This is a genomic window from Pseudonocardia alaniniphila, from assembly GCF_022524485.1.
In the GTDB taxonomy this organism is placed as follows: Bacteria; Actinomycetota; Actinomycetes; order Mycobacteriales; family Pseudonocardiaceae; genus Pseudonocardia; species Pseudonocardia alaniniphila.
This window is the reverse complement of record NZ_JAKXMK010000020.1, coordinates 191,072-216,301: the sequence shown is the minus strand read 5'-3', so window position 1 is coordinate 216,301 and position 25,230 is coordinate 191,072. Positions and strand designations below refer to the sequence as shown.

The 25,230-nt window shown below is 72.6% G+C and carries 27 protein-coding genes; 14 read left to right on the top strand and 13 right to left on the bottom strand.

Annotation, left to right across the window (positions count from 1 at the left end):
* Positions 1 to 72: 72 nt before the first annotated feature.
* The 3 genes from MMF94_RS43410 to MMF94_RS23690 all read left to right on the top strand — a co-directional run bounded on the left by MMF94_RS43410 (position 73) and on the right by MMF94_RS23690 (position 3,308).
* Positions 73 to 1,212: a CocE/NonD family hydrolase gene (locus MMF94_RS43410; RefSeq protein ID WP_277398804.1), complete on the top strand. Its 1,140-nt coding sequence runs from the start codon at positions 73 to 75 to the stop codon at positions 1,210 to 1,212.
* Entirely contained in the window at positions 1,103 to 1,777 is a 675-nt protein-coding gene (locus MMF94_RS43405) for a CocE/NonD family hydrolase (RefSeq protein ID WP_277398806.1), read from the top strand. Before MMF94_RS43410 ends, MMF94_RS43405 begins: the two co-directional genes overlap by 110 nt.
* 283 nt (positions 1,778 to 2,060) lie before the next feature.
* Complete coding sequence (locus tag MMF94_RS23690; protein ID WP_241039346.1) at positions 2,061 to 3,308, top strand: glycosyltransferase; 1,248 nt, start codon at positions 2,061 to 2,063, stop codon at positions 3,306 to 3,308.
* Positions 3,309 to 3,335: 27 nt separating this feature from the next.
* Here the strand turns inward: MMF94_RS23690 and MMF94_RS23685 are convergent, their stop codons facing one another.
* The 4 genes from MMF94_RS23685 to MMF94_RS23670 all read right to left on the bottom strand — a co-directional run bounded on the left by MMF94_RS23685 (position 3,336) and on the right by MMF94_RS23670 (position 5,714).
* Positions 3,336 to 3,650, bottom strand: coding sequence for a nitrile hydratase accessory protein (locus MMF94_RS23685; RefSeq protein WP_241039345.1), 315 nt, complete (start codon positions 3,648 to 3,650; stop codon positions 3,336 to 3,338).
* Positions 3,651 to 3,655: 5 nt separating this feature from the next.
* Positions 3,656 to 4,282, bottom strand: coding sequence for a nitrile hydratase subunit alpha (gene nthA / locus MMF94_RS23680; protein WP_241039344.1), 627 nt, complete (start codon positions 4,280 to 4,282; stop codon positions 3,656 to 3,658).
* Positions 4,279 to 5,037, bottom strand: coding sequence for a nitrile hydratase subunit beta (gene nthB, locus MMF94_RS23675; protein WP_241039343.1), 759 nt, complete (start codon positions 5,035 to 5,037; stop codon positions 4,279 to 4,281). Before nthB ends, nthA begins: the two co-directional genes overlap by 4 nt.
* A 152-nt stretch (positions 5,038 to 5,189) precedes the next feature.
* The gene (locus MMF94_RS23670) at positions 5,190 to 5,714 is read right to left on the bottom strand and encodes a DUF1097 domain-containing protein (RefSeq protein ID WP_241039342.1); all 525 of its coding nucleotides are present in this window, start codon (positions 5,712 to 5,714) and stop codon (positions 5,190 to 5,192) included.
* A gap of 154 nt (positions 5,715 to 5,868) precedes the next feature.
* On the opposite strand from MMF94_RS23670, the gene MMF94_RS23665 reads away from it, so the two are divergent.
* Together MMF94_RS23665 and MMF94_RS23660 are read left to right on the top strand one after the other, a co-directional pair.
* The gene (locus tag MMF94_RS23665) at positions 5,869 to 6,822 is read left to right on the top strand and encodes a GlxA family transcriptional regulator (RefSeq protein WP_241039341.1); all 954 of its coding nucleotides are present in this window, start codon (positions 5,869 to 5,871) and stop codon (positions 6,820 to 6,822) included.
* 232 nt (positions 6,823 to 7,054) lie between these two features.
* Positions 7,055 to 8,935, top strand: coding sequence for an AfsR/SARP family transcriptional regulator (locus MMF94_RS23660; protein WP_241039340.1), 1,881 nt, complete (start codon positions 7,055 to 7,057; stop codon positions 8,933 to 8,935).
* 87 nt (positions 8,936 to 9,022) lie between these two features.
* On the opposite strand, the gene MMF94_RS23655 is transcribed toward MMF94_RS23660, so the two are convergent.
* Entirely contained in the window at positions 9,023 to 9,898 is an 876-nt protein-coding gene (locus MMF94_RS23655) for an EamA family transporter (protein WP_241039339.1), read from the bottom strand.
* A 287-nt stretch (positions 9,899 to 10,185) separates the two neighbouring features.
* Between MMF94_RS23655 and MMF94_RS23650 the strand changes: the two genes are divergently transcribed.
* Entirely contained in the window at positions 10,186 to 10,371 is a 186-nt protein-coding gene (locus MMF94_RS23650; RefSeq protein ID WP_241039338.1) for a DUF7455 domain-containing protein, read from the top strand.
* Positions 10,372 to 10,470: 99 nt separating this feature from the next.
* Here the strand turns inward: MMF94_RS23650 and MMF94_RS23645 are convergent, their stop codons facing one another.
* Positions 10,471 to 12,183, bottom strand: a complete 1,713-nt coding sequence (locus MMF94_RS23645) for a DEAD/DEAH box helicase (RefSeq protein ID WP_241039337.1) — start codon at positions 12,181 to 12,183, stop codon at positions 10,471 to 10,473.
* Between the two features lie 259 nt (positions 12,184 to 12,442).
* Here MMF94_RS23645 and MMF94_RS23640 point away from each other — a divergent pair, with 259 nt between their 5' ends.
* Positions 12,443 to 14,128 (top strand): PHA/PHB synthase family protein, encoded by a 1,686-nt coding sequence (locus MMF94_RS23640; protein WP_241039336.1) that lies wholly within the window; start codon positions 12,443 to 12,445, stop codon positions 14,126 to 14,128.
* Between the two features lie 15 nt (positions 14,129 to 14,143).
* On the opposite strand, the gene MMF94_RS23635 is transcribed toward MMF94_RS23640, so the two are convergent.
* Both MMF94_RS23635 and MMF94_RS23630 read right to left on the bottom strand, forming a co-directional pair.
* Positions 14,144 to 14,806, bottom strand: coding sequence for a class I SAM-dependent methyltransferase (locus MMF94_RS23635; protein WP_241039335.1), 663 nt, complete (start codon positions 14,804 to 14,806; stop codon positions 14,144 to 14,146).
* Between the two features lie 10 nt (positions 14,807 to 14,816).
* Positions 14,817 to 15,065 (bottom strand): DUF3039 domain-containing protein, encoded by a 249-nt coding sequence (locus MMF94_RS23630; protein WP_241039334.1) that lies wholly within the window; start codon positions 15,063 to 15,065, stop codon positions 14,817 to 14,819.
* Positions 15,066 to 15,075: 10 nt separating this feature from the next.
* Here MMF94_RS23630 and MMF94_RS23625 point away from each other — a divergent pair, with 10 nt between their 5' ends.
* Entirely contained in the window at positions 15,076 to 16,035 is a 960-nt protein-coding gene (locus MMF94_RS23625) for a pseudouridine-5'-phosphate glycosidase (protein WP_241039381.1), read from the top strand.
* On the top strand, positions 16,032 to 16,913 hold the full coding sequence (locus tag MMF94_RS23620) for a carbohydrate kinase family protein (RefSeq protein ID WP_241039333.1): 882 nt from the start codon (positions 16,032 to 16,034) through the stop codon (positions 16,911 to 16,913). The genes MMF94_RS23625 and MMF94_RS23620 overlap by 4 nt, the downstream gene beginning before the upstream one ends.
* Here MMF94_RS23620 and MMF94_RS23615 read toward each other — a convergent pair.
* From MMF94_RS23615 to MMF94_RS23605, 3 genes are all read right to left on the bottom strand, one after another.
* On the bottom strand, positions 16,900 to 17,214 hold the full coding sequence (locus MMF94_RS23615) for a DUF3099 domain-containing protein (protein ID WP_241039332.1): 315 nt from the start codon (positions 17,212 to 17,214) through the stop codon (positions 16,900 to 16,902). The genes MMF94_RS23620 and MMF94_RS23615 overlap by 14 nt on opposite strands.
* A gap of 160 nt (positions 17,215 to 17,374) precedes the next feature.
* Complete coding sequence (locus tag MMF94_RS23610) at positions 17,375 to 17,803, bottom strand: ArsR/SmtB family transcription factor (protein ID WP_241039331.1); 429 nt, start codon at positions 17,801 to 17,803, stop codon at positions 17,375 to 17,377.
* Positions 17,804 to 17,826: 23 nt separating this feature from the next.
* Positions 17,827 to 18,417, bottom strand: coding sequence for an HhH-GPD-type base excision DNA repair protein (locus MMF94_RS23605; protein ID WP_241039330.1), 591 nt, complete (start codon positions 18,415 to 18,417; stop codon positions 17,827 to 17,829).
* A 44-nt stretch (positions 18,418 to 18,461) separates the two neighbouring features.
* Between MMF94_RS23605 and MMF94_RS23600 the strand changes: the two genes are divergently transcribed.
* Together MMF94_RS23600 and dtd are read left to right on the top strand one after the other, a co-directional pair.
* Positions 18,462 to 19,964 carry a DUF7782 domain-containing protein gene (locus MMF94_RS23600; protein ID WP_241039329.1) on the top strand — a complete coding sequence of 501 codons (1,503 nt, stop codon included), beginning with the start codon at positions 18,462 to 18,464 and terminating at the stop codon, positions 19,962 to 19,964.
* On the top strand, positions 19,961 to 20,386 hold the full coding sequence (gene dtd / locus MMF94_RS23595; RefSeq protein ID WP_241039328.1) for a D-aminoacyl-tRNA deacylase: 426 nt from the start codon (positions 19,961 to 19,963) through the stop codon (positions 20,384 to 20,386). Before MMF94_RS23600 ends, dtd begins: the two co-directional genes overlap by 4 nt.
* A gap of 110 nt (positions 20,387 to 20,496) precedes the next feature.
* Here the strand turns inward: dtd and MMF94_RS23590 are convergent, their stop codons facing one another.
* Positions 20,497 to 20,898: a hypothetical protein gene (locus tag MMF94_RS23590; RefSeq protein WP_241039327.1), complete on the bottom strand. Its 402-nt coding sequence runs from the start codon at positions 20,896 to 20,898 to the stop codon at positions 20,497 to 20,499.
* 95 nt (positions 20,899 to 20,993) lie between these two features.
* Positions 20,994 to 21,419, bottom strand: coding sequence for a helix-turn-helix domain-containing protein (locus tag MMF94_RS23585; RefSeq protein WP_241039326.1), 426 nt, complete (start codon positions 21,417 to 21,419; stop codon positions 20,994 to 20,996).
* 159 nt (positions 21,420 to 21,578) lie between these two features.
* Here MMF94_RS23585 and MMF94_RS23580 point away from each other — a divergent pair, with 159 nt between their 5' ends.
* The 3 genes from MMF94_RS23580 to MMF94_RS23570 all read left to right on the top strand — a co-directional run bounded on the left by MMF94_RS23580 (position 21,579) and on the right by MMF94_RS23570 (position 25,139).
* Entirely contained in the window at positions 21,579 to 22,886 is a 1,308-nt protein-coding gene (locus MMF94_RS23580) for an alpha/beta fold hydrolase (protein WP_241039325.1), read from the top strand.
* Between the two features lie 173 nt (positions 22,887 to 23,059).
* Positions 23,060 to 24,115 (top strand): sigma-70 family RNA polymerase sigma factor, encoded by a 1,056-nt coding sequence (locus tag MMF94_RS23575; RefSeq protein ID WP_241039324.1) that lies wholly within the window; start codon positions 23,060 to 23,062, stop codon positions 24,113 to 24,115.
* A gap of 100 nt (positions 24,116 to 24,215) precedes the next feature.
* Positions 24,216 to 25,139: a succinylglutamate desuccinylase/aspartoacylase family protein gene (locus MMF94_RS23570; protein ID WP_241039323.1), complete on the top strand. Its 924-nt coding sequence runs from the start codon at positions 24,216 to 24,218 to the stop codon at positions 25,137 to 25,139.
* The last annotated feature ends 91 nt before the right edge of the window (positions 25,140 to 25,230 follow it).

Sequence of the window (25,230 nt, the reverse complement as noted above, 5' to 3'; positions counted from 1 at the left end):
CGCCACCGCTCTCCTGCGGTACACACGACGCCGGCCCTGCGACGGGATCACCGGTTCACCACGGGGAGAGCGATGACGACCACAGCGCAGCCGAGCCCGGTCACGAGCCCACCCGGGCGCGCCGCGCGGCTCGTCGACAGGGTCGTCTCCGCGCTGCTGCGGCGGCCGGAGGAGACGGGCTACACGGTGACCCGCGGCGTGCGCGTCCCGATGCGCGACGGCGTGGAGCTCGTCGCCGATCACTACGCGCCCACCGAGGCACCCGGGAACGGCACGGTGCTGGTACGCGGCCCGTACGGACGTGCCTCGGTCTTCGCCCTGTTCTCCGCCCGCGTGTACGCGCTGCGCGGCTACCACGTGCTCCTGCAGAGCTGCCGGGGCACATTCGGTTCCGGCGGCACGTTCGCCCCGATGCAGCACGAGATCGCCGACGGCCACGACACGGTGGGCTGGCTGCGGGAGCAGCCCTGGTTCGACGGCAGGCTCGCCACGCTCGGGCCGTCCTACCTCGGGTTCACGCAGTGGGCGCTGCTCATGGACCCCCCGCCCGAGCTCCGCACGGCCGTGATCAGCATGGGCCCGCACGACTTCCACCGCGCGGTGTACGGCGCTGGGGCGTTCTCCCTCGCCGACTTCTTCCGGTGGAGCGAGATGGTCGCCCACCAGGAGGACACCAGCTTCCCGGCCGCAGTCGTGCGGGGCGTGACTGCGGGGCGCAGGCTGCGGCCCGCGTTCCACGACCTGCCCCTCGTCGCGGCCGGGGATGCGCTGTTGAACGGCCGCGCGCCCTGGTACCGGGAGTGGGCGTCGCGGCCGGAGGCGAGCGACCCGCTCTGGGCGAACATGCGGCTCGACGCGGCGCTCGACCGGGTGCAGGTGCCGGTGCTGCTCATCGGCGGCTGGCAGGACCTGTTCCTCGACCAGCTCGACGGGTACGAGCACCTGCACCGCCGTGGCATCGACGTCGCCCTCACCGTCGGCCCGTGGACGCACACCGACCTCATGAGCAAGGGGAGCGGCACCAACGGCCGGGAGACCCTCGACTGGGCTGGGCGAGCACCTCGCCGGCCGCCCGGGCAGGCGCCGGCCCGCCCCCGTCCGCATCCACGTCGGCGGTGCCGACAGCGGGTGGCGCGGCCTGCCGGAATGGCCGCCGCCCGCGGGCGAGCAGGTGCTGTACCTGCAGCCCGGCGGGGGGTTGGGAGCCCATGAGCCGGCCCCGGGCGCGCCCGCGGCCACGTTCACCTACGACCCCGGCCACCCCACGCCTGCCCTCGGCGGCCGGATCCTCACCGGAGCGAACGGGGTACGGGACAACCGCGCCCTCGAGGCCCGGCCCGACGTCGCCACCTTCACCGGGCCGGTGCTCGAGACGGACCTGGAGGTCATCGGCCGCCCGGTCGTCGAGCTCGCGCACACCAGCGACAACCCCCACGCCGACGTGTTCGTGCGGATCTGGGACGTCGACGCCAAGGGCCGGTCCCGCAACGTCTCCGACGGGTTCGTGCGGCTCAGCCCCCCGGATCCGGTCGGGAAGGATCAGGCCGGGCAGGATCCGGCCGGGCAGGTGGTGCGGGTGAACCTCGACGCGATGGCCCATCGTTTCGCGGCTGGGCACCGGATCCGGCTGCTGGTCGCCGGCGGCGCCCACCCCCGCTTCGCGCGCAACCTCGGCACGGGTGAGCCCGCGGAGAGCGGCACCGCGCTGCGCCCGTCGCACCGGACGATCGGTGTGGACGGGCGGTCGCGGGTGGTGCTCCCGGTGGCGCCGCGCTGACTCGTCGAGCGCCACGGTATGCGGTTCCCGCATCCGCAAGTCAGCCGGGAATTCCTGAATCCGGCTGTTCGAAACGAATTCGCACACGTCCCGGATCGGCGCTGGTAGCGGCTTCGGGTGGGCGCGGCGTCGGTGTGCGTCCACAGCGGACGACGAATGAAAAGTGGAGTACCCGCCTCTTCCCACTTCAACTTATAGCTCACCGGGGGGCTTGCGGCAAGACCCTTGTCGTGCCGCAGAATCGCGCGCCGAAGCCAGAACCCAGGGAAATGCGAGTCACGAAATGCGTGTGTTGTTGATGACGTACGGGTCGCGCGGGGACGTCGAACCGATGGTGGGGCTCGCGGTGCAGTTACGGGCGCTCGGCTCGGAGGTGCGGGTGTGCGCGCCGCCGGACTTCGCGGAGTTGCTCGACGGTGTCGGCGTCCCGCTGGTGCCGATCGGCCGGCCGGTACGCCCGACGGTGAAGGGGGCGGTCACCGGGACGGCGCCGCTGCCGGCGGAGGGCCTGTCCCAGCGCGCCGCCGCGTTGGCCGCCGCGACGTACGACGCGGTCGCCGCGGCGGCCGAGGGATGTGATGCGGTGGTCGCGACCGGCTTGATCCCGGCCGGGGCCGGCGCGCGGGCGGTGGCCGAGAAGCTGGGTATCCCCTATGTGTGGGTGGCGTTCTTTCCGTCCTACCTGCCTTCTCCGCACCACCCGCCGCAGGCGTGGCCGGGCCGGCCGCTCCCACCGGAGGTGACCGACAACCGGGTGCTGTGGAATCTGAACAGCGAGAACGTGAACGGGCTGTTCGGCGAGGCGATCAACACGCACCGGGCATCGATCGGCCTGCCACCGGTGGACAACGTCCTCGACCACGTCCTCGCCGACCGGCCGTGGCTGGCGGCGGATCCGAACCTGGGCCCGTGGCTGGAGCCCGCGGACCTCGACGTCGTGCAGACCGGCGCGTGGATCCGGCCGGACGAACGCCCCCTCCCAGCAGGGGTGGAGGCGTTCCTGGACGCCGGCGCACCACCGGTGTACGTGGGCTTCGGCAGCATGCCCATGCGCGACTCGGACGGCGTCGCCCGGGCGGTCATCGAGGCGGTCCGCGCGCAGGGCCGCCGGGTACTCGTCTCCCGCGGCTGGGCCGACCTGGGCCTGATCGACGACCAGGACGACTGCTTCGCCGTCGGCGAGGTCAACCAGCAGGCGCTGTTCCGCCGGGTGGCCGCCGTCGTGCACCACGGCGGCGCGGGCACGACGACGACCGCTGCCCGGGCCGGCGCGCCTCAGGTGGTGGTGCCGCAGATGGCGGACCAGCCGTACTGGGCAAGCCGGGTGGCCGCGCTGGGCATCGGCGCGGCACACGACGGTCCGGCTCCGACCACCGGGTCCCTCTCAGCCGCGCTCGAGACGGCCCTGGCCCCCGAGACCCGCGCCCGGGCGACCGCCGTGGCCGCCACGATCCGCACCGACGGAACGAGGGTGGCCGCCACGCTGCTGCTCGCCGCGGTCAACCGGGAAAGCCCGCCCGTGCCCGCGTGAGCCACACGGATCGTCACGCCGGGCCTGCTAGGCACGGGAGTCGCGGTCCTCCGGGTTGACGTAGCCGTCCTCGAGAATGCCGTGCTCGCGCACCACGGCACCGAGTGCGGCCACCCAGTGCTCGTAGTACTCCCACCGGCCGCGGGCGTCGGCGGGTGCGTCCTCCCACGCTCCGATCTTCGTGATCAGCTCCTGCTGGAAGTCGGCCCACGGGTAGTGGCCGAACTCCGACAGCGCGACCGCCAGCCCGAACGCGCGCCGCTGCCATTCCTCGTCGAACACGGGCTGGTTGAGATCGGTGACACAGGACGGGTGCAGCGTCACCGGGCTCACGTCGGTCATCCCGCTCACCTCCCGGCCGGGGAGTCGGCGAGCGCGACGCCGATCATCGACTCGGTGGTCACCAGTTCGGCGAGCTCGGCCTCGGACATCCCCTCCGTGCCGGCCGGCCGCTCCGGCACGACGAACCAGCGGGAGTGGCCGCTGGAGTCCCACACGCGCACCTCGGTGTCCTCGTCCAGTGCCACGCCCAGCTCCGTCAGCACCTTGCGTGGTTCCCGCGCTGCGCGCGCCCGGAAGACCGGGTCCTTGTACCAGTACGGCGGCAAGCCGAGCACCGGCCAGGGGAAGCAGGAGCACAGCGTGCAGATCACGAGGTTGTGGATCCCCGGCTCGTTGACGACGGCGGCGATGTGCTCGCCCTCGGCACCCGCCATGCCGTCAGGCAGGTCGAGCTCGGCGACGGCGGCGGGGGTGTCGGCGGCGAGCCTGCGGGCGAACTCCGGGTCGGTCCAGGCCCGGGCGACGATCTTCCGGCCGTTGAGCGGGGTCATCTCCGACTCGAAGTAGCCGAGCACCTTGTCGACAGTGCCGCTGGTGATGACGCCCTTCTCGATGAGGAGCGCCTCCAGCGCACGCACCTGCGCCGCGCTGGTCTCCTCGCGGTCACTCGGGTAGCCGAACTGCGCGGTCACTGCTGTCCTTCCTGGTCGGCGGGGGCGAGGTAGGTCTCGTAGAGCTCGGCGTACAACCGGCCCCCGGTGGGTTCGGCGGCGGTGCCCCACACCTGCGCGGGATCGAAACGGACGATGTAGACCGCCATCGGCTCGCCGAGGCCGTCGGGGCCGGTCGAGCGGAAGTAGCGGTAGCTGCCCTCGAAGACCCGCTCCACGGTGCCGCCGCACCCGCGCAGGTATCCCGGCAACCGGGTGTGGGCGACAGCGGGCGGGTTGCGGACGGTCACGTGGGCTCCCACGGCGAAGGCCGGGTCGGCCGGACCGCGCCGCGGCGAGTCGCCCTCGCGCAGGTACCGGACGACCTGGGCGTCGACGGCGGGGTTCTCGCCGGACGGCAGCGGCGCGGCAGGATCCTCCCGGAAGCGATTCGTCGCGGCGTCGAGCTCCTCGGGGGTGAGGTATCCCGTGTCGAGCAGGTAGGCGGTGATTCCGCCCAGCCACTTCTCGTAGTAGCGGTACTGGAAGTAGGCGAACGGGTTCATCGCCTCAGCGCCGCTGCGCAGATCTGCCCAGGTCCAGGCGCTGGCGAACGCCGTCGGAACGGCGTCGATGTCGTAGTCGGGCAGCGCGTCGCGCAACGAACGGGACAACCCCATCATCGCGGCATGGATGCCGAATATCCGCTTCTCCCATTCCTGGACGAACACCCGCTTCTCGAAGTCCAGCGGACCGTCGAGGCCTTCCAGCCCGCCCAGTTGGTGCTGAAGCTTCACATGCACCCCATTTCCGTTTCTGTATTCCCATCACAGGCAATCGTTTCACGCCACAAGGAGGCGGGAGGTCGCTTCGCCGGACGTGATCGGCGCAGATCCGGCCACGACGAAACGCCGGTTCGTCGAGTCATATCCGGGAATCTGGCGCTGCGTCATCCGGAGATCTCCGGTGACGGCTCCGCCCTGTTCGCCGGCTCCGCCGAGAGCACCTGCGCCACCCGCTCGGACACGATCCCGAACAGGCCACCGAGCACGAGGGCCACCGCGGCCATGACCGCCGGGTTTCCGATCGAGGCGGTCAGGACCCCGCGTCCGGTCACGGCGACGGTGCCGACCGTGGAGGCGAAGCCCCAGACGATCGCCGGAATCGTCCCGAGCAGCGATGCGCGCGACACCAGAACCATGGCCGCGCTGCCCGCCCCCACCGCCACGGCGGTGAGCACGAGGCCCATGCCGAGGCCCTGGCTGACCATCAGGGTGACCGTCGCGATCACCAACCCGGTCAGGTTGCTCACGACGGAACGCACGAGCCCGTTCATGCCTCCACCGAGGATGAAGAACGACGCCCACGCGATGAAGACCACCCATACCGGAACGAGCACGACCGCGCCGGTGAACAGCACCGCGACGGCGCCGAGCACCCCGATGCGGGGCGCGAGTGCATTCTTCCCCGACATCCGCACTCCCCTTTTCCTCGTCGCCGCGATCGTCGGAAACAGCCGTTTCATCCACGTGACGAGAGCGCAACGGTCGTCGCCGCGATGGCCAGGAATGCCTCAGATCCGGCCACGGCCGGTCGGGGGATCACCGATCCCTGCATAGTCTTTCGCCATGCCCATCACCCCGGCCGACCGGCGGCGCACGGTCGTCGTCCTGGTCTTCGACGGTGTGCGGCTGCTCGACGTCACCGGCCCGCTCGAGGTGTTCGACGTGGCCCGGTCGATGGGAGCGCCCTACGACGTCACCGTGTGCTCGCCGGACGGCGCGGACGTCACCACGTCCGGCGGGCTGCGGCTCGGAGTCACCTGCCCGGCACGCGCGGCCGGCCCCGTCGACACGCTCGTGGTGCCCGGCGGGGAGGTCCTGGTGGAGGCCGGGGCGCCTGCCGGGTTGCTGGATGCGATCCGGCAACTCGCCACGGGCGCCCGGCGCGTGACGTCGATCTGCGCGGGCTCGTTCGCCCTCGGCACGGTCGGGCTGCTGAACGGGCTGCGGGCCACCACCCACTGGCGCCACACGGCGACCCTCGCACGCCGCTTCCCCACCGTCGCCGTGGACGAGGAGTCGATCTACGTCCGCGACGGCCGCGTCCTCACCTCCGCGGGCGTGTCCGCCGGGATCGACCTCGCGCTCGCGCTCGTGGAGGAGGACGAGGGTGACGCCCTCGCCCACCGGATCGCACAGGACCTCGTCCTGTTCATGCGCAGGCACGGAGCACAACCGCAGATGTCGGTGCCTGCCCGTACCACCCGGCCGCGGCGCAGCCTGCTCCGCGACCTGTGCGATCGCATCGCCGCCGATCCCGCCGCCGACCACAGCCTCGCCGCCCTCGCCCGGCACTCCGGACTGAGCGTTCGGCACCTGAGCCGCCGGTTCAAGGCGGAGGTCGGCTGCACGCCCGCGGAGTACGTCGCCTCCGTACGGGTGGAGGCGGCCTCGGCGCTCATCCTCTCCGGCGAGAGCATCGCCGGCGCGGCACGGCGCAGCGGCCTGGGCAGCGAGGAGACACTGCGGCGGGCGCTGCGCCGCAAGCAGAGCGCACCGCGGCTCCGCTCGACGCTCTGAGCTCCGCTCGATCCTCCGTTCGGCTCACCGTCCGGCCCGGACCGTGGTGACACTCGGCACAGCAGACCGCCCGCCGGGCCGCCGACCTGGGGCATCGCCGTCACCGCGCCCGTATCGGACGGGCCCGGTGAACAGAGGTCCCCGCCCCGGCCGTAGTGCCGATGAGGGGCCGCGTGGCGCGCACCACTGGTGGGGGCGGGTGCGTCGCGCGAGAACGGGGAGGGACACGACAGTGGACCCAGCACTGAGATTCGCCCTGCTCGGGCAGGTGCGGGCGTGGCGGGGCGATGTGGAGGTCGATCTCGGGTCCCGCCAGCAGAGGGCCGTGCTCGCGGTACTGCTACTGCGCGAGGGGCAGCCCCTGCCGGTCGACGAGGCCGCGCGCGAGCTGTGGGGCGACGACGTCCCGCGGGGAGCGGCGAGCACGATCCGCACGTACGTCTACCGGCTGCGGCGGATCCTCGGCGGCGGCGGTCCCGGCCTCATCACCTCCTCCGGAGGCGGCTACGTGCTGGCGGTGGACCCGCTCGCGGTGGACGTCGGCCTCTTCCGCCACCACATCCACAAGGCGCGGGAAGCCCTCCGCAGCGGCGACACGTCGAGCGCCGCGGCCGGGCTGCGGGCCGGGCTGGCGCTGTGGCAGGGCACACCGCTCAGCGGCGCGGTCGGGCCCGGCTCCACCGCCCACCGCGTGCGACTGGAGCAGATGCGCGCGGCGGCGGTGGTGGACGAGCTGGCGGTGTCGATCGAGCTGGGCTGCCACGTCGAGGCGGTGTCCGAGCTGACCGCGCTCGTCTCGCGGCACCCGCTGCGCGAGCGGCTGTGGGAGCTGCTGATCCTGGCGCTGTACCGGTCCGGGCAGCGGGCCGAGGCGCTGGCGGCCTACCGGGACATCCGGCGGCTGCTGCGCGACGAGCTCGGTCTCGAGCCGGGCGCGGGCCTGCGCGAGCTGCACGCCCGCATCCTCGCCGACGACGGGTCTCCCACAGCCCCGATCACGGAGCCGGTCGTCACGCCGACGCCCGCGCAGCTGCCCGCGGACACGGCGGACTTCGTGGGGCGCTCCCCCGAGATCACGTGGATCACCGACCGCCTGCTGTGCCCGGACGGCCCGGCGCTCGTCGGGATCACCGGCTTCACCGGCATGGGGAAGACCGCGCTGGCCACGCACGTCGCGCGGTCCGTGCGCCACCACTTCCGCGACGGGCAGCTCTTCGCGACGCTGAGCACGCCGGGCGGGCCACCCGTCGACCCGGGCGAGATCCTCGCCGGGTTCCTGGCGGCGTTCGGGATCGGCCGGGATCGGCTGCCGGCCGCGGTGGGCGAGCGCAGCGCGCTGTGGCGCACCCTGCTCACCGAACGCAGGATCCTGGTGGTCCTCGACGACGCCGACAGCAGCGAACAGGTGCTGCCGCTGCTGCCCGCCGCGCCGTCCTCCGCCGTGATCGTGACGAGCTGGCGGCGCCTGATCGATCTTCCCGGTCTGCGTTCGGTGGCAGTGGGCCCACTCGCCGACGAGGACGCGCTGACGCTCATGGGACGGCTCGCGGGTCATGAGCGCCTGCGGGCGGAGCCCTGCGCCGCGGAGGGGATCGTCGCCGAGTGCTCCGCGCAGCCGCTCGCCGTGCGGATCTCGGCCGCGCGGCTGCTCGCGAGGCCGCGCGAGACGGTGCACGAGGTGCACCGGCAGATCCGCGAGGACTTCGCGTCGCCGGTGGTGCTCGACGAGGACCGCAGGGCCGCGAGCACCCGGTTCGAGTGGGCGATGAGCAGGCTCGCCCCCGAGCTGGCCGCGGCCTGCCGGCGGATCGCGCTGTGCGACCACGACCTGCTGGACGTCCCCGCGGTGGCGCCGCTGCTCGGCGTGGAGGGCACGGAGGCCCGCCGGATCCTGGAGGCGCTGGTCGGCGTGCACCTCCTGGAAGCGGTCGGCGGAGGCCGGTACCGGTTCCTCACGCTCGTGCGGGCCGAGGTCCGGCGGCACGCCCTGCGCCCCTCGGGCGTGTCGCCGCGAGCCCCGGCAGATGACTTCCCTGCTGCGCACGCCGCTCCCACGGCTGCTTCATCTGCTGGCGCGCTGCCGCTCACCGCTGCACGGGCGTGTCGTCCATGATTCATCCATTCGGCGGCTGATCACGCGAAACTGGACAAACCGGTCACGCTTGGTTACCGTTCGGCGATTCACTCTTTGTAACCGAAATCAGCCACCGCCGACCGCTGCCGGTTCGTCACCTTCCCGTGACCGGAGCGCGACCGCCAGGATCACCGCAGCGATACCGAGCAATTCCTGGATGCCCGGAATCTGGCCCAATCCGACCAAGCCCACGACCGTGGCGGTGGCAGGCAGTAACGCCAGCAGCACCGCGAACCGGGCTCGCCCCAGCCTGCGCAGCACCACCTGATCGAGCACGTAGGGCACCACGCTGGCCAGCACTCCCACCCCGAGACCGAGCACCAGGACCACGGGGTCGAGCAGTGCTCCGGGGCCTTCCGGACCACCGAGCAGCAGGAGCGGAGAGAACGCCACAGCGGCCACGGTGAACCCCACCGCGAGGTCGTCGAGGCCGTTGCCGGACCTCGCCACCCGCTTGCTCAGCAGGATGTAGGTGGCCCACAGCGCCGCGGCCCCGAGCGCCCACAGCACCCCCGCAGGGCCTCCTGACCAGCGCACATCCGCGATGAGCAGCACACCGGCCGCCGCCAGCACCACCGCACCGAGATCACGGGCGCCGCGCGACGCCACCGCGGCGACGGCCACCGGTCCGCAGAACTCGATCGCCACCGCGGTGCCGAGGGGGAGCCGGGCGATCGCCTCGTAGAATGTGACGTTCATCAACGCCGTGGCCGAGCCGAGCGCAACGGCCTGGCGAAACCGCGGCCCACGCCATGCGCCGAGGCCCGGGCGGCGCCAGGCGAGAAGCACCGCCGCGGCCCCGATCATCCGTAACATCGCGACAGCGGACGGCGACAATCGGGTGAACAGCCCCACCGCGAGGGCTGCCCCGACGTACATCGAGAGGCCCCCGACGACGAACAGTGCTGGCGCCGGCACCCGGTTGCGCACACTGGACGTCATGTGCAGAGAGTAACCGCCACGCCAAGAGTGTTAACAGACGCCATCTTGCGGTGTCACGCCGGGCACCGCATCATTCACTCCAAGTCAACTGAATCTGCGGTAGTCACCGAGGCGCCACCGCTAGGACCACTCGACCGACCACGCTCGGTCACGTGACTTCTATTGCGGGGCAATCGGGGAACACGTGCAGGGTGCAGTACGTCTGAGAGTGTGGACGCACCGCGCGAGCGGTCGTCACAGCAAGCGGCGCCGGAGATCATCCGGCGTCGAGACGGAGGGAGACCGCTATGCAGCCAGGAACCCTGACCCGGCCCGAGTTGACCGCCGCTGACCGCTGTGACCGATGCGGAGCGGCCGCAAAGGTTCGGGCCGTGTTGCCGTCGGGCGGCGAGTTGCTGTTCTGCGGTCACCACGCAAGGGCGCACGCCGACAAGCTCCGCGAGCTGGAGATCGACGTGCAGTCAGGCAGTTGACAGGGGCCGGCTCCGCCGGCCCTTTCAACAGCGACCTACAGCGGGGCGGGAACTTCAGGTTCCCGCCCCGTTGTCGTGTCCCGGGCGGCCCGTACCCCGTCACCGCCAGGATCGCAGCGTGGCGATGCGCTCCTCGAGCTGCTCGATGCTGGCCATCGCCGTGGGCGGTCCGCCGCACAGCTTGCGGAGCTCGTTGTGGATCATGCCGTGCGGCTTGTTCGTGCGGTGGTGCTGCAGCGCGACGAGCGTGTTGAGCTCCTTGCGCAGGGCACCCAGCTGCTCCCGTACCGACAGCTGAGGCCGCTCGGCAGGCGGGGCGGGCGGAGGTGGCGGAGCGGCCGCCTGAGCGCGCTGGGAGCGGGTCAGCCATTCCTTCTGGCGCTGGCTGAGCAGCGTGCGCACCTGCTCGGGCTCGAGCAGCCCGGGCAGGCCGAGGTAGTCCTCCTCGTCGGCCGAGAACGAACGGCCCTCGTAGATCAGCTGGTCGAGCTCGGCCTCCGCCCCGAGCGCGGTGAACGCCTTCTCGTCCTCCCCCGGCTCGTCCTCCTGGCGCTGCGCCTGGGCGAGCAGCTCGTCGTCCCACTGCTCGTCGGCGCGATGCGGCTTGCCGAGCACGTGGTCGCGCTGGGCCTCGAGCTCGCTCGCCAGCCCGAGCAGCACCGGGACGCTCGGCACGAACACCGAGGCCGTCTCCCCCTGCCGCCGGGACCGGACGAAGCGACCGACGGCCTGGGCGAAGAACAGCGGGGTGGACGCGCTGGTCGCGTAGACGCCGACCGCGAGCCGCGGGACGTCCACGCCCTCACTGACCATGCGCACGGCCACCATCCAGCGGTCGTCCGACTCCGAGAACCGGGCGATCCGGGCCGAGGCTCCTTGCTCGTCGGACAGCACCACCACGGGCGGCGTGCCCGTCACGTCGGTGAGGATGGCCGCGTAGGCACGGGCGGTGGTCTGGTCGGTGGCGATCACGAGCCCGCCTGCGTCGGGCATCCCGCCGGCCCGGTGGCCGGTCAGCCGCTTGTCGGCTGCGGACAGCACGGCCGGGATCCACTCGCCGCCGGGATCGAGCGCGGTGCGCCACGCCCGCGCGGTCTGCTCAGCGGTCATCGGCTCGCCGAGCCGCGCGGTGATCTCCTCCCCCGCGCTGGTGCGCCAGCTCGAGACGCCCGAGTAGGCCATGAAGACCACGGGCCGGACCACGCCGTCGGCGAGCGCCTCCGCGTACCCGTAGGCGTGGTCGGCCCGGCTGCGCAGGGCACCCTCGGCGTCGGGCAGGTAGTCGACGAACGGGATCGGGTTGTCGTCGCTGCGGAACGGGGTGCCGGTGAGCGTGAGCCGGCGGGTGGCCGGGTCGAACGCCTCCTTGACCGCGTCACCCCAGGACCGGGCGTCCCCGGCGTGGTGCACCTCGTCGAGGATGACGAGCATGCGGCGGTTCTCCGTGCGGGCCCGGTGCAGCAGCGGGTGGGCCGCCACACCCGCGTAGGTGACCGCGATTCCGGTGTAGTCCGAGGACGTGGCACCGGTCGAGTTGCGGAAGTCGGGGTCGATCGCGATGCCGACCTGGGCCGCCGCGCCAGACCACTGGTGCTTGAGGTGCTCGGTCGGCGTGACGACCGTCACCGCGTTGATCACCCGGTCGGCGAGCAGCTCCGCGGCCACCCGCAGCGCGAAGGCCGTCTTGCCCGCGCCGGGCGTGGCGACCGCGAGGAAATCACGAGGTGCCGAGGCGAGGTACCGGGCGAGTGCGCTGCGCTGCCAGGCCCGGAGCGGGCGCGAAGAAGGAGCGATCTGCTGGGCCTGGGACACACAACTCCCTCAACGTCGCGCACGCTGTGCTCGGGATCGGCCCCGCACGGGCCCCCGCGTCGGCGCGGGCCCCAGGGCGGGGATCACGGCGGGTCCGGCCGCCGACGGTCTTGGTCAGCGTAACGGGGCGGAGCCGCGCGACGCGCCGTGCCCCGCGCCGTGTCGGCGCCCGCGCGCTCGACGGTCGCCCGGGTGGTCCATCCTGTGTTCGCGAGCCACCAGCCGGGACCAGGGCACTGCAGAATCACGAGGGGTGCAGATGACCAACGAGCATCGCGGCGTCGGCCAGGCGCGCCTCGACGCCGCCGAGGCCGCGCTCGGACTCGAGATGTTGTTCGCCGACGTCGCGTCCGGCCCGCTACGCCCGGATCTGCTCGCTCCCGCGGTGCGGATGGCGGCGGCGCTCGCCGGACGTCCGCTGACCGTGGCCCGCCGGGGCGCCGGACTCGCCGCGGAGCTCGCCCGCATCGGGCTGGGCCGCTCCACCCTGGCCCCGTCCCCGCGCGACGAGCGCTACGCCGACCCCGCGTGGTCGGACAACCCGCTGCTGCGCCGCTTCGTGCAAACCCACATCGTGGCCGGTGCCATCGCCTCCGACCTCATCGCGGACGCCGGGCTCGACGGACCTGACGACGAACGGATCCGCTCGGCGGTCACCGCACTCGTCGATGCGCTCGCACCCAGCAACACCCCGCTCAACCCGGCCGTGTGGCGGGCCGCTCTCGGCGGTGAGAACGCGGTGCGCGGGGTGGTCCGCCTCGCAGGCGATCTCGCGACGCCGCCCCGCGCGGCGGCCTCGCCGGGGGCCCGATGCGGGTTCGATGTGGGCACGGACGTCGCCGCCACTCCCGGTGCCGTCGTTCTCCGCACGCCCGTGGCCGAGCTGATCCAGTACCTGCCGCAGACCGAGGAGGTCCGCGACCTGCCCCTGCTGGTCGTGCCGCCGCTGGCCACCCGGTACTACCTGGCCGACCTGGCGCCCAGGCGCAGCATCGTCGAGCACCTCGTCCGCGGTGGCCAGCAGGTGTTCCTCCTGTCGTGGCGCAACCCGGGCCCCGAGCACGCCGTCTGGGACCTCGACACCTACGGCCGGGCCGTCCTCGACGCGATCGACGCATGTGAGCACATCACCCGCACCTCCGGAACATCGCTGATGGCCTTCTCCTGGTCGGGCGGCGCCATCACGGCGATGCTGCTGGCGCACCTCGCGGCCATGGGCGCTCAGCAGCGCGTGGCCTCGGTGACATTCGCGGCATCCATGCTCGACCACGAGGGCCACGGCCCTCACGACACCGACGCGGCGCGGGGCGCCGTGGCGGCGTCGGCACGGCGGGGCTACCTCGACGGCAGCGGGCTCGTGGCGGCGCTGGCCCGGCGGCAGCCGGACGACCTCCGGCCCAACCGGGCGCCGCACCACGGCACCGGCCGGTCGGCCGCACCGGCGCCGGAGGTGCTGTCGTGGCTCGCCGACACGGTTCGCCTTCCCGCCGCCCTGCACCGCGCACTGGTGGACGTGGCACAGGACAACTCGCTGGTGACGCCCGGGGCGGCCGCGATGCTCGGCACGGCAGTCGATCTGTCGAAGATCGACCGGGACACCTACGTCGTGGCCGGATCCGGCTCGGACACCTGGCAGTCCTGCTACCGCACCACGGAGCTGCTCGGCGGCACCAGCCGGTTCGTGCTGTCCACCGGCGGCCGCGCGGCCTCGGTGGTGTGCCCGCCCGACGACCCCGACGCCGAGTTCCACGTCGCCGAGACGACTCCGCCCGACGCGGGGCGCTGGCTGGCCGCGGCACGGCCCGTGGCCGGCTCCTGGTGGGCGGATCACCTCGCATGGCTCGGCGAGCGCAGCGGCCCCCTGCGCGACGCGCCGCCGGAGCTCGGAGGGCGCGGGATGCACGCGGTGGCACCCGCACCCGGGGAGTACGTGTTGCAGCGGTGAGTCGGCACGAGCGGCTCAGGCCGCCGTGCACCCCCGGCCGTCGGTGTCGTCACCGATCCTCGCCACCGCGAGCCGGTAGGACGAGTGCCTGGTGCCGCTCAGCGTGATGAGCTCCATCAACTCCACACCGGCATCGGCGAACGCCTTGCGGAAGTCGTCCTCGTAGGTCACCCGTCCGAAGTGGATCGTCGTGATGTGGCGGACGAGGGGCTTGGCCCGCTCCAGCAGGCGGGAGCGGCGGTGGTGGAAGGTCTGTGTGGCGAACAGCCTGCCGTCCGGGGTGAGCTGCGACGCCACGTGCGCGATGGCCGCGACCGGGTCGGGCAGCAGCATGAGACTGGCGCTGAAGTACGCGGCGTCGTACGGGCCGCCGCGGTGGTCGTACACCGACGACAGCACCGGGGAGACCTGCTCGGACAGCTGTGCGTTCGCCATCTCGGTGCGGCACCGCGAGAGGTAGTCGGGGTCGATGTCGAGCCCGACGACGTCGAGCCGCTTGGCCCGCACGAGATCCGCGCACCGGGCCAGCGCCGCGCCGGTACCGATGCCCACGTCGAGCAGGCGCGCACCGTCGGGTAGTCGCGACAGAACCGCGCGATACCAGTCAGTGGTCATTCCCGCCACGAGGCGGTCATACAGCCATCCGCGCAGAACGCTGCGCACCGGCACCGTGCTCACCGCCGACCGATCAGGCGTCGCCGCCGGGCCGCAATGTGTCATAGATCTTCTTGCAGTCCGGGCACACGGGAGACCCCGGCTTGGGCGATCTCGTGACCGGGAACGTCTCGCCGCAGAGCGCCACCACCATGTTCCCCAGGACCGCGCTTTCCGCGATCTTGTTCTTCTTCACGTAGTGGAACATCTTGGGCTCGTCGTTGCCCGTGGTGTCGGTGCCCTCTGGGCGGGTCTCGACGTCGGGCAGCACCTGGGTGGCCATGTCGTCCATGATGCCGCACGTGCCGGTTCCCGTCTCCCCACCCGCCCCACCGCCCGCACCCGTCGCGTTGGCGGCGGAGGTCGCCGATGCCGTCGCCGGCGGGCGTCCCGTCGTCGCGCTGGAGAGCACGCTGCTCGCGCACGGGCTGCCGAGCCCGCAGAACCGGGCCGCCGCCGACGATCTCGAGGCTGCGGTCCGTCGCCACGGCGCTGTACCTGCCACGGTCGCCGTGCTCGACGGGGTGCCTCGCGTGGGGCTCTCCCCTGCCGAGCTCGACCGGGTGTGCGGCGGCGGGCTCGTCAAGCTGTCGGTCCGCGACCTCGGCGTGGCCGTCGGCCTGCGCCGGGACGGCGCCACCACGGTGGCGGCCACGGCGGCGCTCGCGCACGCGGTGGGCGTGCCGCTCTTCGCCACCGGGGGCCTGGGCGGGGTGCACCGCGGCGCCCGGGACAGCTGGGACGTCTCCGCGGACCTCGCCGCTCTGGCCGGCACGGGCGTGCTCGTCGTCTGCTCGGGGGTGAAGTCGATCCTGGACGTGCCCGCCACGCTCGAGGTGCTGGAGACGGCGTCGGTACCCGTGCTGGGCTACCGCACCGACATGTTCCCCGGGTTCTACCGGCGCGACTCCGGGCATCCCGTGCCCTGGCGCGTGGACACCCCCGCCGATGCCGCCGCCGTGTGGAGCGCCCACCGCGCACTGGGGTCGCCCGCCGGGATGGTGCTGGCCCAGCCCGTACCTCCCGGCGACGAGCTCGACGCCGGCCTGCACGACCGGCTGCTGGACGAGGGCATGGCGCTCGTGGCGCGGCGCGGGATCAGCGGCAAGGACGTCACGCCTGCGCTTCTGGAGCATTTCCACGCCGGCAGCGGCGGGGCGAGCCTGCATACGAACCTCGCGCTCGTGCGGGCGAACGCGGAGCTGGCCGCGCAGGTCGCCGTCGCTCTCGCCTCCGCCGGGCGGCACCCGTGAGCAACGCGCGCCGCCCACGGATCGTCGTGGTCGGCGACATCGCCGTCGACGTGCTCGTGGCACCGCGCACTCCGGCCGTCACCGGGGCGGACGTGCCGGCGCGGATCCGGACCGAGAGCGGTGGCGCCGGAGCGAACACCGCGGCCTGGCTCGCCCACCTCGGTGCCGAGGTCACGCTGGTCGCACGGGTGGGTGCCGACGCCGCAGGCCGAGCGGCCGTGGCAGAGCTGGCCGCGGCCGGGGTGCTGCCCGCGGTGGCCGTGGACCCGGACGAGCCGACGTGCACCGTCGTGGTGCTGGTGGAGAACGGCGATCGCACCATGCTGTCGGACCGGGGCGCGGCGGCCCGCCTGCAACCGGCCGACCTCCCCGCCCTGGGCGAAAACGACCACCTGCACCTGTCCGGCTACGTACTGCTCGACCCGGCGTCCCGCCCGGCAGGGCTCGCGGCACTGGCCGCCGCCCGCACGGCTGGGATGAGCACGTCCGTCGACCCGCAGGCGGCACCCGCGATCACCGCGGAGTTCCGGGAGTGGGTGCGCGGAGTCGACCTGCTGCTGCCCAACGCCGACGAGCTCGACGCACTCGGCGGCTCCGCCGCGGATCTGGTCACGACGGGCACGGCGCGGGCTGTCGCCGTGACCGACGGGGCCCGCGGTGCCCGCTGGATCGACGACGCCGGCCGCTGGCACGCGCCTGCCCAGCAGGTCGACGCGGTCGATCCGACGGGCGCGGGCGACGCGTTCGACGCCGGGCTGCTCGTCGCGTGGCTGGGCGGCGCGGACCCCGCCGAGTCCCTACGGGCGGGCTGCGTGGCCGGAGCGGCCGCAGTGCGCCACGACGGGGCCCGTCCCCCGACTGCGGTCAGCCCTCGATGACCGGGTGGTCACGCGCCTCGACCTGGCGCCGCTCGGCCTTGTACCTGTTGACGGACTCCGTCTTCCTGGGCAGGCGGTCGTTGGCGATCAGGACGGCGATCCACGGCAGCGGGATGGACAGCACGAGCAGCGTGACCGCGAGCCACGGAATCTGGTAGAAGACGGCCGCCAGCACCATGCACGGGATGCGCATCCCCATCATGATCTTGTAGCGGCGCTTGCGGGTGGCCAGCTCCTCCTCGTAGGAGAGAGCTGCGTCGGTGATCAGGACCGGCTCCACCGCGCGGTGCGGATCTGCCACGGGTACTCCCTCATTGGCCGAGACGGCGCCGGCGCCCGGCGGTGCTGACACTGAGCGGTGGCCCGGCCGCTGGCCCTTCGTCCGCCTCCACGAGCCATCGTGCCACTCACGCGATCGGCGCGCCTGTCGACCCGCGCCGCGTCCTGACGGCTGCGGCCGGTCAGTCGCTGACGGCGGGCACGGCGTCCAGATGCGTGCCCGATCCGCGGTGCGCGTGCAGTTCGACGTCGCCGACCACACCTTCCGACACGACGTCGAGCAGCCGTGTGGTCAGCTCGCCGACCACGCGGTATCGGACCAACCTCCCCTGACGCTGCGCGGTGACCATTCCGTGCGCCCGCAGCAGCCGCAGCGCGTGGGACACCGAGCTGTCGCTCATCCCGACCGCGAAGGCCAGGTCGGACACGCAGAGGTCGCCGGCGTGGTGCAAGGCCAGCAGGATGCTCAGCCGGTGCACGTCGCCGAGCGCGTCGAGGACGGCCGCGGAGTGCTGCAGCTGTTCACCGTCGGCGAGCACGGCCGCGGCGTCGCACACCTGGTCGGGGTCGACCACGCGGACGTCGCGGAGTGCAGGGGGCACCTGGTGCACGGTTCGATGCTAGTGCCCCGGCGTCAGCCCTTCGCCGGAGCCACTCCGCTCTTTGCCGCGGCCTTGGCCGCCTGCTTGAACTCGCGGACCCGGACGAGAGAGGCGGGGTCGACGACGTCGGCGACCGAGCGGTACGAGCCGTCGTCGCCGTAGCTACCGGCCGCCTCACGCCATCCCGGCGGCGTCACCCCGCGCTGCTTGCCGAGCAGCGCGGTGAAGATCTGCGCCTTCTGCTTGCCGAACCCGGGCAGGGCGGCGATCCTGCCGAACAGCTCGTGGCCGTCCTGGACGTCGCGCCACAAGAGGGTGACGTCGCCGTCGTACTGCTCGACCACCGACGCGGCCAGCGCCTGTACGCGTCCGGCCATCGATCCCGGGTAGCGGTGCACCGCGGGCGGCCCCCGGAAGATCTCGACCAGTGCGGCAGGGTCGTAGGCGGCGAGCTCGCGCGGGTCGAGCTCGGTGCGGCCGAGGCGCTGCGCGAGCAGGGCCGGGCCGGCGAAGGCACGCTCCATCGGGAACTGCTGGTCGAGCAGCATGCCGACCAGCAGCGCGAACGGGTCCCGGTCGAGCAGTGCGTCGGCGTCGGCGTCCTGGCTCAGGCGAATGGGCACGGCGGAAGAGTAGCGCCGCAACCGCGGCTGAGAGGATTTCTGCCGTGCTTCCCCACCTCTCACCCGCCTCCGCCGACGCATTGCGCACCGCACTGCTCCGGACCGGCTACACCACCGACGGCGTCCGGGCACTGCTCGGGGCCGCGGCGCATGCCGCACTCGGGCGGGGAGAGGTGGAGCCCGCCTTCCGCGCGACCCGCGACGGCGGGGAGCTCGGCGTGCTCGTGCGGCTGCTGCTGCTCGGCGCGGTCGAGCCGGACGCGGCCGTCGCCGCCGCGCTCGCCCCGCTCACCCCGGCCGACGCGGCCGCGGCCGGGCTGCTCCGGGAGGATCCGGGCGGCTGGGCGGCCGAGCTCGACCTGCGCCCCTACGGCGACACCGACGGCGACTGGTGGGTGTTCTCCGACCTCGACCAGCGCCGCCAGGAACGCGACCACGTCACCGGGGTGGGTGCCGCGTCCTTGACGCTCGCGGCGGCCACCGCCCGCCGCCCGGTGGGGTCGCTGCTCGACCTCGGCACCGGATGCGGGGTGCAGGCCCTGCACGCCACCCGGCACGCCCGCAGCGTCACCGGCACCGACGTCGCCCCGCGGGCCCTCGCGATGGCCCGCGCCACCTTCGCCCTCAACGCCCTCGACGTCGAGCTGGTGGACGGGCCGTGGCTGGAGCCGGTGGCCGGGCGCCGGTTCGACCAGATCGTCTCCAACCCGCCGTTCGTGCCCGGCCCGGCCCGCGTGGACTACGTCTACCGCGACTCCGGGCAGAGCGGCGACGCAGCGCTCGCCGCGCTGATCCGGTCCTTGCCCGAGCACCTCGAACCGGGCGGCGTGGCGCAGCTGCTCGGCTCGTGGCTGCACGTCCGCGACGAGGACTGGCCCGAGCGGGTGCGCTCGTGGCTGCCCGACGGGATCGACGCCTGGGTCGTGCAGCGCGAGGTGGCCGATCCGGCCCTGCACGTCGGCACGTGGCAGCGCGACTCGGGGATCGACCTCACCTCACCCGCAGCCCGTGAGGAGGCCGGCGCGTGGCTGGACTGGCTGGAACGCGAGCGTGTGGAGGCCGTCGGCTTCGGCTTCATCACGCTGCGCCGCCCGGGCGGCAGCCGTCCCGGCGGCGATCCCGTGGTGGTGTTCGAGGACCTGCCCGGCGACGTGGACGACCCGCTCGGGCCGGAGGTCGAGGGCTGGCTGGACCGGGTGGACTGGCTGCGTGAGCACGGCGGTGACGCGGCGCTGCTGGCGGAGCGGCTGACCGTGGCGCCGTCGGTGCTGCTGGAGACCTACGCCGAACCCGGCGCGGAGGGCTGGACGGAGGTGGGCTCCGCCGTCGCCCGGCGGGACGGCCCACGGTGGCGCCACGAGGTCGACGGTCCTGCCGCAGCGCTGCTGGCCGGGTGCCAGGGAGTACTGCCACTGAGCGAGCTTCTGGAGCTGCTGTCGTTCGCCCACGACCGGCCGACCGGCGAGCTGGTCACCGCGACGCTCCCCGCGGTGCGGGAGTTCGTGCGGCACGGCGTGCTGGTGCCCGCCGGGGAGCAGGCTCGGTGAGGGCGGTGGCCGCGCGCGTGAGCCGGGCCGAGGTACGTGTGGACGGGGCGGTCGTCGGCCGGATCGACGGGCCGGGGCTGCTGGTGCTGCTCGGCGTGGCCCGTGCCGACGGCCCCGACGCCGCGCCCGTCATGGCCCGCAAGCTGCACGAGCTGCGCATCCTGGCGGACGAGCGGTCGTGCGCCGAGCTGGACGCGCCGCTGCTGGTGGTCAGCCAGTTCACGCTGTACGGGGACACGCGCAAGGGACGGCGACCGTCCTGGTCCGCGGCCGCCCCGCCGGAGCAGGCCGAGCCGCTGGTCGATGCGGTGGTGGCGGCACTGCGGGAGCGCGGCGCCACCGTTGCCACGGGGGTGTTCGGCGCCATGATGGAGGTCGAGTCGGTGAACGACGGGCCGTTCACCGTGCTCGTGGACGTCTGAGCCGGGGGCAGGCGACGGCTGCGACGGAAGCCCCGTCCGGACGGACCGGGCGGGGCTTCTTCTGCCGTCGAACGGTGTGCTGCTGCGGCACCGGGCGCGCCGCTGTCAGCTCACTTGTCGGCGGCGTTCCGGGCGGCGCGAGCCGTGGCGGTGGTCTGCTCGGCGGCGGCCTTGCCGACGTCGGCGGCCTTGTTGACCGCGGTCTCGGTGGCGCTGGCGGTGCGCTGGGCCACCGTCTCCGCAGTGCGTGCGGCCTGCTCGGTCATGGTCTCCGCAGCCTGGGCACCGGCGGTCAGCACCGTCTTGGCGATGCGGCGCTGGCTCTCCAGGATCTGCTCGGCGAAGTCGAAGTACCGGTCGACGGCGCCCTGAGCGTTGGGCAGCGACGGGCGGGAGCCGGTGACGCTCCCGGTGAAGGTCTGAACGGTGTCCGCCCACGTACGCACGGCCGTGGTGACGGCCTCCTGCGTGCGGTTGGCGATCTCGATGAACTGGTCGGTCGGAGCGCTCATGGCTCGGTGCCTTTCGTGCTCGGTGACGTCTGGCGCTACCTAGACTGCGCACCGGTGATAAGTATGTCAAGCAAGGTGGGTGTGATCCCGCCCTCTCAACCCGAGGCGCCGTTGACGAAGCTGCGGTAGACACCCAGCAGCGCTGCGCGCTGTTCCGGAGTGAGCCGCGGGTCCTTGCGGATCGCCTCCTCGGTGCCACCCGAGTCGGCCGAGCCAGTCGACGCGGACGCCGTTCCGGTGACCCAGCCGGCCTGCGAGAGCAGTTGCTCCGTGGAGAGTTGCAATGCATCGGCGATCGAGCGCAGGACTTTCAGTGACGGCTGGTGCAGGCCGCGTTCCACCTGGCTGAGATATGCATTGGAGACGCTCGTCATCGACGCCATCTCCCGCAATGACAGATTGGCCAGCTGCCGCTGAGCCCGGATGAACTCTCCCAGCGCGTTCATCTGGGCGACCCATGGCGTGGCGGCCGGCGGGCCGTCGTCCGTCGAATCGTCGGGTCCCGCCTGCGCTGCGCTCATACACCCATCATCGCCTTTCGCGCCCCCCGCCGCGAAACGCCATCATCACTCGATGTTGCCGGGCCGGACAGACGGAGCTACTGTCTGGTAACTCGATTGTCGGAAGCCAAACGACTCGAGCCTTCCTCCTCACCCCCTCACTGTTGATGGGAGTTCGCCATGTCCGCGATCTCGAGTACTGGCACGCAACAGAACGGGCCGGCCGACCTCGTGGCCGCCCTGGCGCACCTCACCGGCTACAACACGGCAGCGGCCGCAGGCGGCCTCGCCGAGCTGACCCGGGCAAGCGGTGCGCTCTGGGGCGATGCCCTTGCCCGCTCAACGAGCCCGTTCGAGCTGGCCGACCGTAGCCTGCGCTGGTGGCGCGCCATGCGCGACCGCAGTGTCCCCGGCTGGCACCTGCCCAACAAGATCGTTCTCAGCACGCCGTTCGCGCACCTGCGCGACTTCAGCGACCCACCCGCCGACACCGGCAAGGCCGGAGTCGTACCGACACTGGTGCTGCCGCCGCAGGCCGGGCACTCCTCCAGCGTGGTCGACTTCTCCCCCACGCAGAGCCAGCTCGCAGTGATCAAGGCCTCGGGCCTGACCCGCCTGTACGTGCTCGACTGGCGTCCCGCGACCTCGGAGACGACCGGCGTCACCATCACCGACTACCTCGACGTGATCGAGCGGTCGATCGAGCTGATGGGCGGGCGCGCCAACCTCATCGGCGACTGTCAGGGCGGGTGGCTCGCCACCATCTACGCCGCACTGCACCCCGAGCGCGTGAACACCCTCACGCTGGCGGGCGCGCCGATCGACTTCCACGTGGGCGAGTCAGTGATCGCCTCCTCCACGCGGACACTCACCAGCGCGTTCGGCCTCGCCCCCTACAAGGCGCTCGTCGCGATGGGCGGCGGCAACATGCCCGGCAAGGCCGTGCTGTCGAACTTCATCGCGATCCAGCCACAGTCCGAGATCTCCCGCCAGCTGCAGCTGCTCGAGCACATCGACGACGCCAAGCACGTGGAGCGCTACCGCGTGTTCGAGGACTGGTTCAAATACACCCAGGACATCCCGGGTGCCTTCTACCTGTGGCTGGTGGAGCACCTGTTCTGGGGCAACGAGCTCATCTCCGGCGATCTCGTGATCGACGGCAGGCGGGCCGATATGACTGCCATCACATGTCCGCTGTTCCTGCTCGCCGGCTCGACCGACCACATCACGCCGCCCCCGCAGCTGTTCGCTGCCGCCGACGCGGTGGGCACGCCACGGCAGGACATCCAGGTCCGCACCGCCACCGGCGGCCACCTCGGGCTGTTCATGGGCCGCGACGCGTTGCGGAAGGACTGGCCGCCTCTCATGGAGACCGTGCACGAGCTGTCGGTGCCGCGGCGGGCGGGGTCGGTCAGGGGCCGCGGCCGGAACCGGGCCGAGGACGCCGTGGCGGACCCGGGAGCTACCCCGCGGGTGCCTGCTCCCTGATGTCCGATTCGGGGACGCCCGGTCCGCGGGTGCCCAGTCTGAGGGGCCGCTGAGAAAGCGCTGTGCGCCACAGTGCTGCGGGAACGTTCTGTCGCATGGACGCGTTGAAGCTGCTGAGAACCCCGGCGAAGGCGACCGACAGCGCCCCGCCGGGTGGCGGCAGGGGAGGATAGATGACAGCGCCCACGAAGAACGGGCCCACGAACGCAGCCGGTCCAACCATCCCAACGCAGCGTACCGACTCCGACCACTCCGAGGCCACCTCGGAACGTCCGGAGCTGTCCGCGGAGGACCTGGACGCTCAGAGCCCGGCTGCCGATCTGGTGCGCGTGTACCTGAACGGGATCGGCAAGACGGCGCTGCTTTCCGCGGCGCAGGAGGTCGAGCTGGCCAAGCGGATCGAGGCCGGGGTGTTCGCCCAGCACGTGCTCGACTCGGCTGCCGAGGAGGGCACGGAGCTGGAGGCCCGGTACGCGGCCGACCTGCGTTCCGTGGTCCGCGACGGCATGCGGGCGCGTAACCACCTGCTGGAGGCCAACCTCCGGCTCGTGGTCTCGCTCGCGAAGCGCTACACCGGCCGCGGGATGCCGCTCCTGGACCTGATCCAGGAGGGCAACCTGGGCTTGATCAGGGCGGTCGAGAAGTTCGACTACGCCAAGGGCTTCAAGTTCTCCACCTACGCCACCTGGTGGATCCGGCAGGCGATCACGCGCGGCATGGCCGACCAGGCCCGCACGATCCGGCTGCCCGTCCACCTCGTGGAGCAGGTGAACAAGCTGGCCCGGATCAAGCGCGATCTGCACCAGAAGCTCGGACGCGACGCCACTCACGAGGAGCTGGCGGCCGAGTCCGGCATCGCCGAGGAGAAGATCTCCGACCTGCTGGACCACGCTCGCGACCCGGTGAGCCTGGACATGCCGGTGGGGTCCGAGGAGGAGGCGCCGCTCGGCGACTTCATCGAGGACGGCGAGGCCACCGACGCCGAGACCACCGTGATCTCGCACCTGCTGCACGACGACCTGCGGCGCGTCCTGGCCACCCTGGACGACCGCGAGCAGCAGGTCATCCGGATGCGCTACGGCCTCGACGACGGTCAGCCGTGCACGCTCGACCAGATCGGACGCCGTTTCGGGCTCTCCCGGGAGCGCGTCCGCCAGATCGAGCGCGAGGTGATGGCGAAGCTCCGCATCGGCGAGCGGGCCGACAGGTTGCGCGCTTACGCGAGCTGAGCTTCACCCGCCCGCCGACGGGCTCCGTGAGTGGTGACGCCACCCACACCCGCGGCGGGACGGTTCCCTCGACAGCGGCCCGACGCGCAACCTGCACGTTGTGCACGAGTTGATCGTCCCTCTCCCCGACGGCGCACTGGCCGTTCCCTACGTCGAGGTGGCCGGGAAGTCGGCCGGCCCGCATCTCACCGTGATCGCTGGCGTCCACGGCGCCGAGTACACCTCCATCGCCGCGGTCCGCGAGTTCGCCCGTGCCCTCGACCCCGCGTGGGTCCACGGGCGGATCACCGCGGTGCCGGTCGTGAACCTGCTGTCCTTCTGGGAGCGGTCCGCGTTCGTCGTCCCGCTCGACGAGAAGAACCTCAACAGGAGCTTCCCCGGCGATCCGGGCGGCACGTTCACCGAGGTGCTGGCGCACCACATCACCGAGGCCTTCATCCGGCCGACGGACTACCTGCTCGACCTGCACGCGGGTGACCTTCCCGAGGCACTCGAGCCGTTCGTGCTCTACGACGAGTCCCCCGTGGAGGAGCAGTCCCGCCGGCTGGCCCACGCGTACGGGCTCGGCCACGTCGTCCGGCAGGCCCGCGCCGGGCGCACCGTCGGGGGCAGCACCTCCGCCGTGGCCGCCGACCTCGGTGTCCCGTCGATCACCGCGGAAGCGGGCCAGAACGGCATCCTCGACCGGGCGAGCGTCGACCGCCATCTCACGGGCCTCGCGAACATCACCCGCCTCCTCGGGATCGACACCCGCCCGTCCACTGGCACGGCCGTGCCCGCTCCGCCCGTCGAGCACGACGGCTGGGTGTGGTTGCGCACGACCACAGCAGGGTGGTGGGAACCCGCTGTGGCACCCGGCACCGACGTGGACGCCGGCGATCTGCTCGGCACGGTCAGTGGCCTGCTCGGCGACGACCGGACCGAGATCCGCGCCCCCGAGGCGGGCGTACCCCTGTTCGTCACGAGCAGCCCCGCCGTCACAGCCGACGGCCTGCTGATGGGCCTGGCCCGCGCGTCCGCTTGAGCCCCGGATCCGGCCCATGTACGAACGGCCCCGCCGTCCAGATCTGGGGAACGGCAGTGCCGTTTCGATCACGTCGCCGCCTGCCGGCACC

Bases quoted from the DNA above. Each gene is read 5' to 3' on its own strand.
- MMF94_RS23585 (WP_241039326.1), bottom strand. From the start codon at position 21,419: ATGAGCGCAGCGCAGGCGGGACCCGACGATTCGACGGACGACGGCCCG.
- MMF94_RS23655 (WP_241039339.1), bottom strand. From the start codon at position 9,898: ATGACGTCCAGTGTGCGCAACCGGGTGCCGGCGCCAGCACTGTTCGTC.
- MMF94_RS23590 (WP_241039327.1), bottom strand. From the start codon at position 20,898: ATGAGCGCTCCGACCGACCAGTTCATCGAGATCGCCAACCGCACGCAG.
- MMF94_RS23640 (WP_241039336.1), top strand. From the start codon at position 12,443: ATGACCAACGAGCATCGCGGCGTCGGCCAGGCGCGCCTCGACGCCGCC.
- MMF94_RS23625 (WP_241039381.1), top strand. From the start codon at position 15,076: ATGCCGCACGTGCCGGTTCCCGTCTCCCCACCCGCCCCACCGCCCGCA.
- MMF94_RS23580 (WP_241039325.1), top strand. From the start codon at position 21,579: ATGTCCGCGATCTCGAGTACTGGCACGCAACAGAACGGGCCGGCCGAC.
- MMF94_RS23630 (WP_241039334.1), bottom strand. From the start codon at position 15,065: ATGGCCACCCAGGTGCTGCCCGACGTCGAGACCCGCCCAGAGGGCACC.
- MMF94_RS23690 (WP_241039346.1), top strand. From the start codon at position 2,061: ATGCGTGTGTTGTTGATGACGTACGGGTCGCGCGGGGACGTCGAACCG.
- MMF94_RS23575 (WP_241039324.1), top strand. From the start codon at position 23,060: ATGACAGCGCCCACGAAGAACGGGCCCACGAACGCAGCCGGTCCAACC.
- MMF94_RS23665 (WP_241039341.1), top strand. From the start codon at position 5,869: ATGCCCATCACCCCGGCCGACCGGCGGCGCACGGTCGTCGTCCTGGTC.
- MMF94_RS23670 (WP_241039342.1), bottom strand. From the start codon at position 5,714: ATGTCGGGGAAGAATGCACTCGCGCCCCGCATCGGGGTGCTCGGCGCC.
- MMF94_RS43410 (WP_277398804.1), top strand. From the start codon at position 73: ATGACGACCACAGCGCAGCCGAGCCCGGTCACGAGCCCACCCGGGCGC.
- MMF94_RS23685 (WP_241039345.1), bottom strand. From the start codon at position 3,650: ATGACCGACGTGAGCCCGGTGACGCTGCACCCGTCCTGTGTCACCGAT.
- MMF94_RS23650 (WP_241039338.1), top strand. From the start codon at position 10,186: ATGCAGCCAGGAACCCTGACCCGGCCCGAGTTGACCGCCGCTGACCGC.